Here is a 15,532-nt window from a genome sequence, read left to right as displayed (position 1 = left end):
GCGAATCAAGGCCAACAAAAAATGAAGATGCCCGGCAGGTGCGAAACGGTTTCGTAACCTGAACGGGGCTTTAATCCTGGTCATCGAGTTGCGTTGTTCGCGAGTGCCAGTTCCATGCGTAGCCAAACCGGATCGGTCCTGCCCAGCGTCGTCGTTCGCGCGTCGGCTGTCTGTGTTTTAGCCTTGGGCGTCAGTGCTTGCTCGTCGGATACGATGCGCTTCACCGATGCGCCCTTCTCCAGTCCCTTCAAATCCGCCCAGGCGCCCACCACGGCGCGTGACCCGGCGACGACCGGCTCCATCGGCCGCGTTGCCAGCACGCCCGTCACGTCGGCTCCTGCCGTCTCCAGCGTGCGTTCGCAGCCGCTGCCGCCGCCCCAGTCCGCCGTTGCCCTTCGCAACGCGGCTCCGGTCGCGGTTGCCGGCAATTCCGCTGGCTGGTCGGCCCAGGGCGGCACGCCGATCGTCATCGCCTCCGGCGAGACGCTCGACACCATCTCCTCACGTTATGGCGTGCCACGTTCGGCGCTGATGTCCGCCAACGGCCTGTCCAGCTCCGAGCTGGCGCCAGGCTCGCGCCTGACGATTCCAGTCTACAACGCGAGCGCCGGGTCGGCTCCCGCTGCCCGCCAGGTCGCGCAGAGCTCCCAGATCCTGAGCGACGCGCGTCCCGAGCCGTCCCGTACCCTTGCGGCTCCGCCGAGCAATCTGGCCGCGCCGGTTCGCGCTGCCGCTGCTGCTCCCGTTCAGGATGCAAGGGCGAAAGCCCAGGCGCAGGCCCAGGCAGCCGCCGCTGCAAAGGCCCAGTCTGCCGCCGATGCCAGGCAGGTCGCTGAGGCCAAGGCGAGCGCTGCAGTCGACGCGAAGGCGAAGGCCGCCGCCGATGCCCAGGCGATGCGCGACTCGCGTGCGAAGTTCGCTGCCGAGGCAAAGGCCAAGGCCGAATCGCGCAAGGTTGCGGTGGCTCCGGCCGCCAAGGCAGTCGTTGCCAGCCCTGTCGCCGCAAAGCCCGTCATTGCCGAGGCGAAGAAGGTTGCTCCGGTCGCCGAGAAGGCCAAGCCGGTCGTCGTCGCCAGCGCGCCTGCCGCCGAGCCAAAGGTGACCGCCATTCCGAAGGCAGCACCTGAGCCCGCGCCTGCGCCGACCCCGGAGCCCAAGACCACGGCGAGCCTGCCCAAGGCGGCGCCCGCCGCTGCGGAGACCGAGAGCGAGAAGGGTGACTTCCGTTGGCCCGCTCGCGGCCGCGTCATCTCCGGCTTCAGCGGCAAGGGTGGAAACGAGGGCATCAACATCGCGGTTCCCGAAGGCACCCCGATCAAGGCTGCCGAAGGCGGCACCGTTGCCTATGCCGGCAGCGAGCTTAAGGGCTACGGCAATCTCGTTCTGATCCGCCATCCCAACGGCTACGTCTCGGCCTACGCCCATAACGGCGCGCTGAACGTCAAGCGCGGCGACACCATCAAGCGCGGCCAGGTCGTGGCGACTGCCGGCCAGACCGGCAATGTCTCCTCGCCGCAGCTTCACTTCGAGCTGCGCAAGGGTTCGACCCCCGTCGATCCCACGCCTTACCTGAACAACTGATTGGATATTCGATCGGTACCCGCGAGACCCCGCCGATCGGAACAAGCGCGGGGCGGTCCCAGGAAAGGCCGCCCCGCTGCTACTTTTCATAGCCGTCGCCCATCGGGCGCTGGTGGCTGCCGGGCAGCCGGAGGAAGGGTCGCGCGAGCGGCCCTTTTTGTTTTCGTGCGCGGGGCGGCTCAGCCGTCGAGCCGTGTGCCCAGGCGTCCGGCCAGATCCTGGATATACTGCCAGGCCGTGCGGCCGGAGCGCGAGCCGCGGGTGGTCGCCCATTCGAGCGCCTCGCGACGCAGGTCCTCAGGCGCGATCGCCAGCTTGAAATGCCCGACATAGCCGTCGATCATCTCCAGGTATTCGTCCTGGCTGCACTTGTGGAAGCCGAGCCAGAGGCCGAAGCGGTCCGACAGCGAGACCTTTTCCTCAATGGCCTCGCCGGGATTGATCGCCGTCGAGCGCTCATTGTCCATCATGTCGCGCGGCAGGAGATGCCGCCGATTCGAGGTCGCGTAGAACACGACATTGTCGGGGCGTCCCTCGACGCCGCCATCGAGCGCGGCCTTCAGCGACTTGTAGGAGGTGTCCTGCCCGTCGAAGGACAGGTCGTCGCAGAAGACGATGGCGCGATGCGGATCGGCGCGCAGCAGGCCCATCAGCGCCGGCAGGCCTTCGATGTCCTCGCGATGGATCTCGATCAGCTTCAGCGGCAGGGCCTCGCCCTTCAGCCGCTCGTTGGTGTCGGCGTGCACCGACTTCACCAGCGAGGACTTGCCCATGCCGCGCGCGCCCCAGAGCAGGACGTTGTTGGCTGGGAGGCCGCGTGCGAAGCGTTCCGTGTTCTCGGCGAGCGTGTCGCGGACGCGGTCGACGCCGCGCAGCAGTTCGAGCGCCACCCGGTTCACCTTGGCGACGGGGGCAAGCTCGCTGCCCGTCGGATGCCAGACGAAGGCGTCCGCAACGGTGAGGTCGGCAGGCTTGCGCGGCTGTGGTGCGATGCGCTCGAGGGCGGAGGCGATCCGCAGCAGGGCCGCGAGGGTCTGGTCGCTAGCGATGTCGGTCATTGGGAAGCGCCTTGAAACGGGGGAGCCGCAGCAGCCGTACCCGGCGGTACGGTTCGACTGGACCGGTAAACTGCACTGCGACGCAAAGCGCAAGGCCATTGCGCGAATGACGCCAAGCCCATAGGTGATGAGCGCGGCAGGGCGACCGGCCGCTCCAGATTGATTTACCGGCGTCCGTGGCTATAGTCCGCGCGATTTCACTAGCTGGACGAAGCATTTCGCCGCCCATTGCGGCCGGTGGTTTTGTGCCGCCGCGATAAAGGAGCCTATTCGTGATTACCCCTGCTTTCGCCCAGGCCGCCGGTGGCGGCGGCACCACCGACATCCTGATGTCGCTGGTCCCCTTCGTGCTGATCTTCGTCATTATGTGGTTCCTGATCATCCGGCCGCAGCAGCGCCGCGTGAAATCGCATCAGGAGCTGATCAAGAACATCCGTCGCGGCGACACTGTCGTGACCGCGGGCGGCATCGTCGCCAAGGTGTCCAAGGTCGTTGATGACGGCGAGGTCGAGGCCGAGATCGCCGACGGCGTGCGCGTGCGTCTCGTCAAGGGCATGATCACGGACGTTCGCAACAAGAGCGAGCCGGTCAAGAGCTGATCGGCGCTGAAGGCCCTCTGGGGTCTTTCGCGCAACAACAAGGCTGTTCACGCAGATGCTTCGTTTCCAGGCCCGCAAGGTCATCGCGGTTCTCCTCGTCCTGCTCTTCGGCTGCGGACTTGCGCTCCCGAACCTGTTCTCCCAGGAGACACGGGACGCCATCAAAAACGGCGCTCCTGCGTGGATTCCGCGCGTTCTGCTGCCGATCCATGCTGTCGTTCTCGGTCTCGACCTTCAGGGCGGCTCGCATGTGCTGCTCGAGATCGACCGTGCCGACCTGATCCGCACCCAGGTCACGCAGCTTCGCGACGACATGCGTGCCAAGCTCCGCGAGGAGCGTATCGCGCCTCAGGGCGGCATCGGCACCATCGCGCGCGGCGTGCAGGTTCGCATCCCCGATGCCGCCGAGCGCGCCCGCCTGCTGCCGAAGCTGCGTGAACTGGCCCAACCGGTCGGTACGCTTGGCGCCTTCGGGCCCTCGGGCAACAACACCATCGAGGTGCAGGAGCAGCCCGATGGCGTGATCCAGATGCAGCTCACGGAGGCTGGTGCAAATGAGCGCATCCGTCGCGCCGTCGAGCAGGCCATGGAAGTCCTGCGCCGCCGCGTCGACGCGCTCGGCACGACCGAACCCAACATCCAGCGCCAGGGTCTCGATCGCATTCTCGTCCAGGTTCCGGGCCTGCAGGATCCGCAGCGTCTCAAAGACATTCTGGGCCAGACCGCGAAGCTCCAGTTCCGCATGGTTGCCGAGAATTCCGCCGGCGATGTCGACATGCTGCCCTCGCAGGATGCCGGAGGACAGCCGGTGCCGGTCGAGCGCCGTGTCATCGTCGAGGGCGAGGACCTGATCGACGCGCAGCCCGCCTTTGATTCGCGGTCCTCGCAGCCGATCGTCAATTTCCGCTTCAACATCCGCGGCGCCCAGCGCTTCGGACAGGCTACCACCGAGAACCTCGGCCGCCCGCTTGCCATCGTGCTCGACAACAAGGTGATCTCGTCACCGGTCATCCAGTCGCCGATCACCGGCGGCTCTGGCCAGATCTCCGGCAACTTCACGGTCGAGGCCGTGAACAATCTGGCGATCCTGCTGCGCGCCGGCGCCTTGCCTGCCAAGATGACGATCGTGGAAGAGCGCACCGTCGGCCCCGGCCTCGGCGCCGACTCGATCCATGCCGGCAAGGTCGCGACCCTGATCGCGACCGTGCTGGTCGTGATCTATATGCTCGCAACCTACGGCGTCTTCGGCCTGATCGCCTCGGTCGCGCTGCTGGTCCATGTCTGCCTGATCTTCGGCCTGATGTCGGTGCTGGGTGCGACCATGACCCTTCCGGGCATCGCCGGCATCGTGCTCACCATCGGCACGGCGGTGGACTCCAACGTGCTGATCTACGAGCGCATGCGCGAAGAGGAGCACGCGGGCAGATCGCTGGTCTCGGCACTGGAGGCGGGCTTCCAGCGCGCCTTCGCGACGATCATCGACTCTAACGTGACCATGCTGATCGCCGCTGTCGCCCTGTTCTCGCTGGGCTCCGGCCCGGTGCGCGGCTTCGCGGTCGTCTTCATCCTGGGCATCCTCACCACCGTCATCACGGCGGTGACCCTGACCCGGATGCTGATCGCGCTCTGGTATCGCTGGGCCAAGCCCAAGCGCCTCCCGTTCTGACGCTGCCACCCTTTAGGAGGAAAAGCGCATGCGTCTGCTTCGCATCGTCCCTGACAATACCAAGTTCAAATTCGTCCGCTTCCGGCGGTTCAGCTATCCGCTCTCGGCGGCCTACTCGATCCTGACCCTCGTCCTGTTCCTGACGGTCGGCCTGAATTTCGGCATCGACTTCAAGGGCGGCACGCTCATCGAGATGCAGGCCAAGAGTGGCAAGCCCGACATCGCGCAGGTTCGCCAGACGGCGCACGGGCTCGGCTTCGGCGAGGCCGAGGTCCAGGAGTTCGGCACCGGCGGCGACATCTCGATGCGCTTCGGCATGCAGCCGGGCGGCGAGACGGCCCAGCAGGCCGTGGTTGTCAAGGCGCGCGAAGCCTTCGCGGGAACGTATGATTTCCGTCGTGTCGAGACAGTGGGTCCGCGCGTTTCGGGCGAACTGGTCCAGGCCGGTACGCTCGGTGTCGTGCTCGCGATCATCGGCGTGCTGATCTATCTCTGGTTCCGCTTCGAGATGCAGCTCGCGATCGGCGCGATTCTCGGAACGCTCCATGACATCGTGCTCACGCTCGGCTTCTTCCTGATCACGCAGCTCGAGTTCAACCTGACCTCGATCGCGGCGATCCTGACCATCGTCGGCTACTCGCTGAACGAAACCGTCGTCGTGTTCGACCGGACGCGCGAGCTCCTGCGTCGCTACAAGACCATGCCGGTCGCCGACCTGCTCGACCTCTCGGTCAACTCGACCCTGTCGCGCACGGCCATGACGGCGACCACGACCTTCCTGTCGCTGCTGGCGCTGGTCCTGTTCGGCGGCACGGCGATCGAGGGCTTTGCTCTGGTCATGCTGTTCGGCGTCGTGGTCTGCACCTATTCGGCCATGTTCGTCTCGACTCCGGTCCTGCTGTATCTCGACGTCCGGGCAGGGCGCCCCGACACCGCCGACGAGAAGGTGCCTGCTGGCGCCAAGCCGAAGGCGGGCTGAGACGCACCCATGGCTGCTGCCGCTCCGCGCTTCGATGGTTTCGTTCCGGGGCGGCATCAGCTTGATGCGTTTGGCGCGGGCGGCTTCCGCTTTGCCGGGATGAGCCATCGGGGCTCGATCCTGGCGACGCCCGCCGGGATCCGGATCTGGCCGGTCTCCACTTTTGCCGATCTGACCCTGGAGAGCCTCCAGCCGGTGCTGGATGAGGCAGGCGAGATCGACTTCCTCCTGATCGGGACCGGCAAGGATATCGCCTTCATCCCTAACGCATGGCGCGAGCGCTTTCGCGAGGTCGGCGTCACCATCGAGGGCATGGCGACCGGCGCCGCGGCACGGACATACAATGTGCTGGTCGGCGAAGACCGGCGCGTCGCCGCCGCCTTGATCGCCGTGGATTAACGTTCGCAGGCTTGTCATGCCTCGCGGGCGTAGCCATCGACCCTGCGATCGGCCTACACTGCGCGTCTAGCAAAAGGCCCGAGCACATTCTTGGCCGGGGCGGAATCATGCCGCATACCACTGAAACCGACGATCGTCGCCAGGCCGCGCTTCAGGCGCTGCCCGAGGCCTATGCGCACTGCGCCGCACTGGTCCGCGAGCACGACCATGATCGCTATGTTGCGACACTTTACGCGCCCGAGTCGCAGCGCCCGGCGCTGTTTGCGCTCTATGCCTTCAGCCACGAGATCGCCCGCGTGCGCGCGCTGGTCAGCGAGCCGCTGCCGGGCGAGGTGCGCATGCAATGGTGGCGCGACCTCCTCGAGGGCGAAGGCCAGGGCGAGACGCAGGCCCACCCGGTTGCGGCGGCGTTGCTCGACGCGATCGCGCGCTACAAGCTGCCGATCGCGCCGCTGACGGGCCTGATCGAAGCCCGCATCTTCGACCTCTACGACGACCCTATGCCCTCGCAGCGTGATCTCGAGGGCTATGTCGGCGAGACCGCGAGCGCTCTGATCCGTCTCGCGACCATCGTGCTTGCCAACGGCCGCGACCCCGGCGGCGCGGCGGCCTGCGGCCATGCCGGCGTGGCATATGCGCTGTGCGGATTGATGCGCGCCTTTCCGTGGCATGCGGCGGCGGGGCAGGTCTATCTGCCGGCCGACATATTGGCGCGCAACGGCGTCACCCGTGACGATATCGTGCGCGGACGGGGCGGCCCGGGTGTCCTGTACTCGCTCAAGGAAATGCGCGAGATCGCGCGTGCGCATCTCACGAAGCTGCGGGGGCTGCGCGAGACCGTGCCGCATGCCGCGGTTCCCGCCTTCCTGCCGGTATCTCTGGTCGAGCCCTATCTCAAGCGCATGGAGGTCGCTGGCTACGATCCCTACCGGACGATCATCGCCCTGCCGGCCTGGCGCCGGCAATGGACGATCTGGCGCGCGGCCCGGGTGGCGCGCTGAACGCAGGCGATAGCCACAAAAAAGCTCCCGGCCGAGGCCGGGAGCTTTGTCGTTTTGGGGATTGCTGTCCGTCGAAAGCGCCTAGTCGTGGACCGAGCGGTTCTGGACGATCAGGATCGCGATCACCGCAAGGGCGCAGCAGGCCATCAGGTAGACAGCCACGTAGGTGGGGCGGCCGCCATCCGCCGCGACCAGGGCCGCTGCAATGAACGGCGTCGGCCCGGCCACGAGCACGCCGTTGAGTTCTCGCGACATGGCGAGGCCAGAGAAGCGGTAGCGTGTCGGGAAGAGGTTCGAGAGGAACGCCCCCTGGGCACCCGACGTCGCGCCGAAACCGAAGGCATAGCAGATGGCGATGCCGAGCGTCGCCCAGAACAGGCTGCCGGTATCGAGCATCATGAACAGCGGGAAAGCCATCGCCATGATCAGCAGGCAGCCGCCGATATAGACCTTGGCCGGGCCGATCCTGTCCGCCAGCGCGCCCAGGAATGGAACGCCGACGATGCCGCAGAGCGAGCCGATAGACACGGCGATCAGCCCGTCCGGACGGCTCATGCCGACGGTGTTGACCATGTAGCTCAGGGAGAAGGTCGAGAGGATATAGGCGTTGGCATTGTGCCCGGTGACCGACAGGAAGCCGAAGAAGACCTCCTTGGGGCTCTCCCGGAAGAGCTGGCCGATCGGGACCTGCTGCTCGTGTTTCTTGACCTCGGCCTGCGCCATCGCGGCGACGTATTCGGGCGTCTCGTCGAGGTGCTTGCGGATGTAGAGCGCGACCAGGAAGAGCACGCCCGAGAGCAGGAACGGCACGCGCCAGGCCCAGCCCAGCAGGACCTCCTCGGGCAGATAGGATATCGCCAGGAACGAGAGCGTCGCCAGCATGATACCGACCAGCGTCGCGGCGTTGGGCAGGCTCGTATAGAAGGCGCGGCGGTTTGCCGGGGCGTATTCCGCGACGAGCACGATCGCACCAGCGAGTTCGGCGCCGGCGCCGAAGCCCTGGATCAGGCGCATCAGCACCAACAGGACCGGGGCCATCAGGCCGATCGTCTGGTAGGTCGGCAGCAGGCCCATCATCACCGTGGCCAAGCCCATCAGCGCGATGGTGAGGATCAGGGCGGGCTTGCGGCCGAACTTGTCACCGATATGCGAGATCACGATGCCGCCGACCGGCCGGGCAAAGTATCCCACGGCGAAGGTGGCGAAGGCGGCGAGAATGCCGGTCGTCGGGGAGAGGTTCGGAAAGAACAGCTTGTTGATGATCAGGCCGGAGGCGGCGCCGTAAAGGGCGTAATCGTACCACTCGATAACGGTTCCGACCGTTGCGGCGGCGACCGCCTTGCGAATGTTCGCGTCTTTCACGGCCGGGCGCGCGCCGGCTTGGGGGCTCGTCATAAGATTATGTGATCCTGAACCTGCTCCCCAGCAGCTCCCTGATAGCCGATGCGACAGCATGCAGCCACGGCGCACGCCGCATCGTGTCATGCGAAAACGCGCTGACGATGGGTCAAACGCGCGCCTGGCGCTCGCGCCGGACTTTGCCTGCTCTCGTCAGCTCAGGCCGGCTGGACAGCGGAGAAGTCGTTCGCCCAGCCCTGCATCTCGTCCTTGGCCCTTGCGGTCAGCGCATGCTTGCGCGCCACGCTCTTGGCTGGGCCCTTCAGCTTCTTGCCGTCCGGGCCGTGCGTCGCCTGGCCCTCGATATGCGGGAACAGCCCGAAGTTGATGTTCATCGGCTGGAAGGAGCGCGGACCTTCGTCGATCGTGACGATATGGCCGCCGGTGATGTGGTTCACCAGCGCGCCGAGGGCGGTCGTCGCCGGAGGGATCGGCAACTCGCGGCCAAGACGCTCGGCCGCCGCCATCCGTCCCGCCAGAAGGCCGATCGCGGCGCTCTCGACATAGCCCTCACAGCCTGTGATCTGGCCGGCGAAGCGCAGGCGCGGATCAGCCTTCAGCCTCAGCCGTTCGTCGAGCAGTCTTGGCGAGTTCAGGTAGGTGTTGCGGTGAATGCCGCCGAGCCGGGCGAACTCGGCGTTCTGCAGACCTGGGATCATCCGGAAGATCGCGGCCTGCTCGCCATATTTCAGCTTGGTCTGGAAGCCCGTCATGTTGAACAGGGTGCCTAGCGCATTGTCCTGCCGGAGCTGGACGACGGCGTAGGCCTTCACCGTGGGGTTGTGCTTGTTGGTCAGGCCGACTGGCTTCATCGGGCCCCAGCGCAGGGTCTCGCGCCCGCGTTCGGCCATGACCTCGATCGGCAGGCAGCCGTCGAAATAGGGCGTGCCTTCCCATTCCTTGAACTCGGTCTTCTCGGCCGCCAGCAGGGCGTCGATGAAGGCTTCGTACTGGTCGCGGTCGAGCGGGCAGTTGATGTAGTCCGCGCCGGTGCCGCCGGGGCCGACCTTGTCGTAGCGCGATTGGAACCAGGCCTGGTCCATGTCGATCGAATCGAAATGGACGATCGGGGCGATCGCGTCGAAGAAGGCGAGCGAATCCTCCCCCGTCAGCGACTGGATGCCCTGCGCCAGCGCCGGCGAGGTCAGGGGGCCGGTCGCGATAATGACATTGTCCCATTCGGCCGGAGGCAGGCCGGCGATCTCGGCGCGGTCGATCGTGACGAGGGGGTGCGCCTCGAGCGCGGCGGTCACTGCTTCGGAGAACCCGTCGCGGTCCACGGCGAGCGCGCCGCCGGCCGGGACCTGGTGGGCATCGCCCTTCGCCATGATCACCGAATCGAGCTGGCGCATCTCCCAATGCAATTGCCCGACGGCATTGTTCAGCGAATCGTCGGAGCGGAACGAGTTCGAGCAGACGAGTTCGGCCAGGCCCTCGGTCTTGTGCGCGTCGGTGCCGCGGACAGGCCGCATCTCATGCAGCACGACCGGCACGCCGGCCTGGGCGATCTGCCAGGCGGCTTCGGAGCCGGCAAGGCCGCCGCCGATGATGTGGACGGGAGTACGGGTGGACGATGAGTTGGCTGTCATGCCAGCGATGTGTCCGCAGGCAGGCCAAAGGTCAAGAGACGCTGGCGGCCCGCATGGCGGGAATCGGCGCGAGGCTCCCGGTTTTCGGGATCACACGACCCCAGAACGCAAAATGCCCGCTCGAAAGCGGGCATTCGCTCTTCGACCAGATCCGAGGGGAGGACTCAGGACCCGGGAGAACTACTTTGTAAGCGGCAGCTTCGAAAAGCGCGCTGCTTCAGAGAGCGTGGGCACGCGCAATGAAGGGGATCTCCGAGCGCGAGAGGCCGAGATCATCGAGCTCGCGGTCGCTCAGGCGCGAGAGCTCGCGAACGGTCTCGCGGTAGCGAAGGAAGGCACGGATCTTGGCAGCGATCATGGTGACGAACATGGCGAAAAGTCCTTGGTTTTTTCGGGCGTTAACCCCGACAGCGATGAATTCGTTGTGCACTGCATATAAGGTAGCCCCGCTGGCGCAAACAGAGGCGATCCTTCAATTCCGTCATGCGCAGAACGCATGATGACTTAACGGTCGCTTTAATTTTTGGAATGTGGCTGCGCTCAGCGCGGGGCAAGGCGAGCGGCATGCCCAAATATATGATTATAAAATGAGCAATCCTTATTTTCTTACGTTCGCCGGCAACGGGATGCCTGTTTTATGGGCGTATATCCGCTCAATTTTAGAGAAATGCTGCGCTGCGGCATAATCCCCAAGGCGGCCGTGCAAGCAGGGTCGTCCCAGTGTGGGACCGATGCCGTTTGGCGGCGACGGCTAGCGGCCCGTCCGACCGGATAGCCGGCTGTGAAAACGCCTGCCCCTCTCTCGAGAGGGGCAGGCGCGCGATCGTGCAGGACGTGTCGTGAGGAGCGCTGCCCGCGCCTTACGCCTGCGCGGCGACGGCTGCCGACCAGGGCGAAACCACGTCGCTGCAACCCTCCGCCTGTCGCGGGCTCGCGACGATGAAGTTGGGGCAGGCGAAATTGATCGGAAGCACGCCGTGCTCGACGATCGAGAGATTGCCGGCCTGCTCCAGCGCGTCCAGCACGTCGTCGCGCAGGCGCTGGTCTGCGCTGGTGGAACCGGGGCCGGAGACGTCGATGCGCGCCTGATGGGCGGCTGTGTCGACGTCCATGCCGAAATCCAGGCTCCAGGCGAGCATCTGGTAGACGCTCGCCAAGATGCGGCGCCCGCCCGATGCTCCGCCCGCGATGCGCGGCCAGCTGCCGTCGGTGGGGGTGACGATGACGGGGCACATGTTGCAGAGCGGGCGCGCGCCGGGCGCGATCGCGTTGGCGCTGTCTGGCCGCGGATCGAACCACATCATGCCGTTGTTCATCAGGATGCCGGTCTCCGGCAGCACGACGCGGCTGCCCATGGAGGAGAGCAGGGTGGTCGTGACCGAGACGAGATTGCCCTCGCCGTCGACGACTGTGAGATGCGTTGTGCAGGTGTCGCCGGGCTCCTTGGCGGTCGCGGCGCCGAGCCCCTCGAGGCGGCTGGCATAGGCCTCGCGCATCACAGCCGACAGCTGCGAGAACCAGGCTGCGTCGGGCCCGCTCGCGGGAAGGGCCGCGGAATCCATGCCCGCGACCACCTGGGCAAGGGTGGGAGCCGCCGTCAGCCCGCCTGCCGTGTGGATCTGGTGGCTGCCGCGCCAGTCGATCACCGGCGCCTCGCGCAGCGTCGCCTGGCAGTTGGCGAGATCCTCGGAGTCGACGACGCCGCCTGCCTTGGCGATGTCTGCGACCAGGAGCCTTGCCGTCTCGCCCTCGTAGAAATCGCGCAGGCCGGCCTTGGCCAGGCGCTCCAGAGTCGCGCCGAGATTGCCCAGCGTGAAGAAGCCAGCTTCGCCCTGATAGGGCGGCACAGGCGGAAGGCCGCCCGGCAGGTAGATCCGCGCGCTCTCTTCATAGAGGCGCAGCACGGAGGCCGAGGAGGAGATCTTGAGCGTGGTGTACCAGTCCTGCGCCATGCCGCGCTTGGCCAGCGCGATCGCGGGTGCCAGCAGATCCGAGACCGGCATGCCGGAGCCGAAGCTCTCTTGCAGCTTGGCGTACCCGGCGACCGAGGACGGGATGCAGAAGGACAGCGGCCCGTGGATGTTCTTGTCGCCGACGACCTCCGGCCAGGTGAAGAGGTCCTTCTTCATGGCGCCTGTCAGCGGGTAGTCGGCGGGGTCGGCGCGATGGGGCGCGACGGGGCCGAAATCGACGACCTGCGCCCGCGTCTCATTGGCCTTGAGCACCAGCGCGAAGCCGATGCCGCCGAGCCCGCTGTTCCAGGGCTCGACTGCCGCCAGGGCGAAACAGGCTGCCACCGCCGCATCGGCCGCATTGCCGCCGGCCTCGAGGATCGCTGCGCCCGCTTCAGCTGCTTCGCGGTTCTGCGAGACGACGATGCCGTGCTGTCCGCTCGCGGAGGGCTTGGTGAGGTTCCAGTGCTGGGTGCGGTAGGCTTTGGCGCGAGCGGTAGGCATTGATGTCTCTCTGGCTGTGGTGAGCGATAGTGGCATGGCGGGATGCATGGCGTCGAACGCGATCTGCGCTGGGCCGAGGTTGCGAAAAGGTCGGGGGCGACGGCCTTTTGCGGAGTATCGAATCCCAGCGAGAACCGCGCTGTCACCCCGGGGCGACCGGGATCCCTGCCTGACCTTTTCAGGGGAGCGCTCGGGAATGGAGCCCGGCTCTTCGCGCCGCTCTCCCCGGGATAATGGCACTGCCCTCAATCGCGACTCGCCTTCGCGGTGGGGCCATTCTATAAGGAACAAATAGAGAACAATTTGCGCTGGCATGCATGAACACCAACCGTCCTCTCCTGGCCGAACTCCGCAGCCAACTCGCGCAGGCCGCGCGGTTGAGTGCGCCTGCGGCCATGGGGCAGGTGACCTTTGGCGTGCCGGCGCTCGATGCGGCCCTGGGTGGCGGCATCGCCCGGGCCGCTCTCCATGAGATCTATGCGCCGGGGACCGCCGATCTCGCCGCGGCGACGGGGTTTGCGGTCGGCCTCGCGATCCGGTCCGCCGGCCTGCGTCCGATCCTGTGGGTCCGGCAGGATATGCTGGATGCCGAGACAGGGCGGTTGCACCCGCCGGGTCTCGCCGAACTCGGCCTCGATCCCGCGCGTATCCTGCTGGTGCGGGCGCGCGATGCGCAGGGCGTGCTGCGAGCCGGGGCCGAGGCGGCACGCTGTTCGGCGCTGGGCGCGGTGCTGATCGAGCCCTGGGGCGAGCCGCGCCTGCTCGATCTGACCGCGAGTCGGCGCCTGGCGCTCGCGGCTGAAGGCTCAGGCGTCGCCGTCCTGCTCCTGCGCGCTGTGGCCAACCCCGATTCGAGCGCCGCGCGCACACGCTGGCAGGTCCGGGCTCTGCCCTCGCGCGCACTGGAGGCGAATGCGCCGGGAGATCCGTCTTTCAATGTGACGCTGCTGCGCAATCGCGGCGGCCTGGGTGAGTGCGAGTGGCGTGTGGAGTGGAGCCGTGACCGACAATCTTTCCAAGAAAGGCCTGCTTTCCCGGAAAGACCCGCTTTCCAGGAGAGACCAGCCCGGCCCGCCGCCGGAACACCCCACCCCCAGAGTTCTGCCGATGTCGCGCCGCTATCTCAGCCTGTGGTTTCCTTTCCTGGCGACAGACCGGCTGCTGCGGGAGAGGCCCCCTTGCGACGAGCCGGATAAGCGCCCGCTCGTCCTCGTCGAGAAGGATCGTGGCGCGTTGCGGCTCTGCGAATGCGACCGCCGCGCGGTTGCGCTGGGGCTCAGGCGCGGCCTGACGCTGGCCGATGCGCGCGCGCGCATTCCCGATCTCGTGGCGCTGGAGGCCCAGCCCGAGGCCGATGCCCGCTTCATCCTCCGTCTGGCCGCCTTTTGCGATCGTTTCACGCCGCTGGTGGCGCTCGATCCAGGCCATGGGTTGATGCTGGACATCACCGGCTGCGCCCATCTCTTCGGCGGCGAGGCGGCGCTTGTCGATCTGATCACCAGGAAACTCCGCGCCGGGGGGCTGGGCCTGCGCAGCGCGATTGCCGGCACGCCCGAGGCCTCGCGGGCTTCGTCGCGCTTTGGCCCGGGCGGCATTGTCGCGCCGGGCGGCGACGAAGCGATGGCGCGTCCGTTGCCGATCGCGGCGCTCGAACTGCCGTCCGAGACCGTCACGGCCCTGTCGCGTGCCGGTCTGAAGACCCTGGCCGATCTCACCGAGCGCCCGTCGATGACGCTGTCGGCGCGGTTCGGCGACGCGGTCGCCACCCGGCTTCGGCGCACGCTCGGCCATGAGGATGCGCGCATCACGCCGCTGCGTCCGCCGCCCGAATGCGTCGTCGAGCGCCATTTCGCCGAGCCCCTGCTCGATGTGGAGGGGCTGGAGACGGTGATCGCGCGGCTGATCGCCGAGGCGTCCCGCGTGCTGGAATTGCGCGGCGAGGGTGGGCGCGCCTTCGAGATCAGCATCTTCCGGACGGATGGCGCGGTCCGACGTCTCACGGTCGAGACCGGGCGGCCCTCGCGCGACGCAAAGGCGATCCTGCGGCTCTGGCGCGAGCGCGTCGATACGTTGGCCGATCCGCTCGATCCCGGCTTCGGCTTCGACGCGGTGCGCCTGGCAGTGCCGCGTTGCGAGCCGCTGAACCAGGCGCAGGTCAATCTCGATGGCCGCGCCGTCGAGGACGATGCGGTGGCCGATCTTGTGGACCGCCTGGTCACCCGCTTCGGGCGTGACCGTGTTCTGCGTTTCGCTGCCCTGGACAGCCATGATCCGCGCCGCGAGGCGAAAGCGGTTTCGGCTGCAGCGGCGTCGGGCGCCATCATCGCCTGGCCGGCGCCGGAGCCCGATGCGCCGCCGGCGCGCCCGCTCCAGCTTTTCGACCCGCCGCAACCGATCGAGACGCTGGCGCAGGTGCCAGACGGCCCGCCGCTGCGCTTCCGCTGGCGGCGCGTCCTGCACGAGATTGCCCGCGCCGAGGGGCCCGAGCGCATCGCCCCGGAATGGTGGCGCGACGGACCTGCCGAGCCGATGCGCGACTACTATCGCGTCGAGGATGCGCAGGGGCGCCGCTTCTGGCTTTTCCGGGCGGGCCTTTATGAGCGCGACAACGAGGTTCCGCGCTGGTTCCTGCACGGGCTGTTCGCGTGAACAGCGATCAGAACCCACAATGCGTCATCCCGGGCGACCGCAGGGAGACCCGGGATCCATTCCGGAAGCCAACCGGCAAGCGCTCCGGAATGGATCCCGGATCTCCGCTTCGCTGCGTCCGGGATGACGGAGGGTTTCTGCGCCGTCGCGACAAACG

Annotated in this window: 14 protein-coding genes; 8 read left to right on the top strand and 6 right to left on the bottom strand. The window is 67.0% G+C overall.

The window, feature by feature from the left end; all coding sequences use genetic code 11:
* Nucleotides 1-80: 80 nt before the first annotated feature.
* Complete coding sequence (locus AC1D2L_RS01010; RefSeq protein WP_476843951.1) at nt 81-329, bottom strand: hypothetical protein; 249 nt, start codon at nt 327-329, stop codon at nt 81-83.
* Between the two features lie 22 nt (nt 330-351).
* Between AC1D2L_RS01010 and AC1D2L_RS01005 the strand changes: the two genes are divergently transcribed.
* A complete protein-coding gene (locus tag AC1D2L_RS01005) occupies nt 352-1,581 on the top strand; it encodes a peptidoglycan DD-metalloendopeptidase family protein (RefSeq protein WP_476843950.1) in 1,230 nt (409 codons plus the stop codon).
* Nucleotides 1,582-1,760: 179 nt separating this feature from the next.
* On the opposite strand, the gene AC1D2L_RS01000 is transcribed toward AC1D2L_RS01005, so the two are convergent.
* Nucleotides 1,761-2,639 carry an ATP-binding protein gene (locus AC1D2L_RS01000; protein WP_476843949.1) on the bottom strand — a complete coding sequence of 293 codons (879 nt, stop codon included), beginning with the start codon at nt 2,637-2,639 and terminating at the stop codon, nt 1,761-1,763.
* 329 nt (nt 2,640-2,968) lie between these two features.
* Between AC1D2L_RS01000 and yajC the strand changes: the two genes are divergently transcribed.
* The 5 genes from yajC to AC1D2L_RS00975 all read left to right on the top strand — a co-directional run bounded on the left by yajC (nt 2,969) and on the right by AC1D2L_RS00975 (nt 7,283).
* Nucleotides 2,969-3,238, top strand: a complete 270-nt coding sequence (yajC, locus tag AC1D2L_RS00995; protein WP_476844647.1) for a preprotein translocase subunit YajC — start codon at nt 2,969-2,971, stop codon at nt 3,236-3,238.
* 55 nt (nt 3,239-3,293) lie between these two features.
* Entirely contained in the window at nt 3,294-4,904 is a 1,611-nt protein-coding gene (gene secD, locus AC1D2L_RS00990; protein WP_476843948.1) for a protein translocase subunit SecD, read from the top strand.
* A 28-nt stretch (nt 4,905-4,932) separates the two neighbouring features.
* Nucleotides 4,933-5,883, top strand: coding sequence for a protein translocase subunit SecF (secF, locus tag AC1D2L_RS00985; protein ID WP_476843947.1), 951 nt, complete (start codon nt 4,933-4,935; stop codon nt 5,881-5,883).
* A gap of 9 nt (nt 5,884-5,892) precedes the next feature.
* Nucleotides 5,893-6,282, top strand: a complete 390-nt coding sequence (locus AC1D2L_RS00980; protein ID WP_476843946.1) for an Mth938-like domain-containing protein — start codon at nt 5,893-5,895, stop codon at nt 6,280-6,282.
* A 107-nt stretch (nt 6,283-6,389) separates the two neighbouring features.
* Nucleotides 6,390-7,283 (top strand): phytoene/squalene synthase family protein, encoded by an 894-nt coding sequence (locus tag AC1D2L_RS00975; protein WP_476843945.1) that lies wholly within the window; start codon nt 6,390-6,392, stop codon nt 7,281-7,283.
* A gap of 81 nt (nt 7,284-7,364) precedes the next feature.
* Here AC1D2L_RS00975 and AC1D2L_RS00970 read toward each other — a convergent pair whose 3' ends face one another.
* From AC1D2L_RS00970 to AC1D2L_RS00955, 4 genes are all read right to left on the bottom strand, one after another.
* Entirely contained in the window at nt 7,365-8,678 is a 1,314-nt protein-coding gene (locus AC1D2L_RS00970) for an MFS transporter (protein ID WP_476843944.1), read from the bottom strand.
* A gap of 161 nt (nt 8,679-8,839) precedes the next feature.
* Entirely contained in the window at nt 8,840-10,270 is a 1,431-nt protein-coding gene (gene trmFO, locus AC1D2L_RS00965) for a methylenetetrahydrofolate--tRNA-(uracil(54)-C(5))-methyltransferase (FADH(2)-oxidizing) TrmFO (RefSeq protein ID WP_476843943.1), read from the bottom strand.
* A gap of 217 nt (nt 10,271-10,487) precedes the next feature.
* Nucleotides 10,488-10,640: a DUF1127 domain-containing protein gene (locus tag AC1D2L_RS00960; RefSeq protein ID WP_476843942.1), complete on the bottom strand. Its 153-nt coding sequence runs from the start codon at nt 10,638-10,640 to the stop codon at nt 10,488-10,490.
* Nucleotides 10,641-11,130: 490 nt separating this feature from the next.
* Entirely contained in the window at nt 11,131-12,726 is a 1,596-nt protein-coding gene (locus AC1D2L_RS00955) for a gamma-glutamyltransferase (RefSeq protein WP_476843941.1), read from the bottom strand.
* A 317-nt stretch (nt 12,727-13,043) separates the two neighbouring features.
* Here AC1D2L_RS00955 and AC1D2L_RS00950 point away from each other — a divergent pair, with 317 nt between their 5' ends.
* Together AC1D2L_RS00950 and AC1D2L_RS00945 are read left to right on the top strand one after the other, a co-directional pair.
* Nucleotides 13,044-13,922 (top strand): ImuA family protein, encoded by an 879-nt coding sequence (locus AC1D2L_RS00950; protein WP_476843940.1) that lies wholly within the window; start codon nt 13,044-13,046, stop codon nt 13,920-13,922.
* Nucleotides 13,834-15,375 (top strand): Y-family DNA polymerase, encoded by a 1,542-nt coding sequence (locus tag AC1D2L_RS00945; RefSeq protein ID WP_476843939.1) that lies wholly within the window; start codon nt 13,834-13,836, stop codon nt 15,373-15,375. The genes AC1D2L_RS00950 and AC1D2L_RS00945 overlap by 89 nt, the downstream gene beginning before the upstream one ends.
* Nucleotides 15,376-15,532 lie beyond the last annotated feature (157 nt).

The sequence above is a fragment of the Allobosea sp. P1_B10 genome, assembly GCF_056406735.1.
The sequence above is the reverse complement of the archived record's forward strand: the minus strand, read 5'-3'. Positions and strand labels throughout refer to the sequence as shown.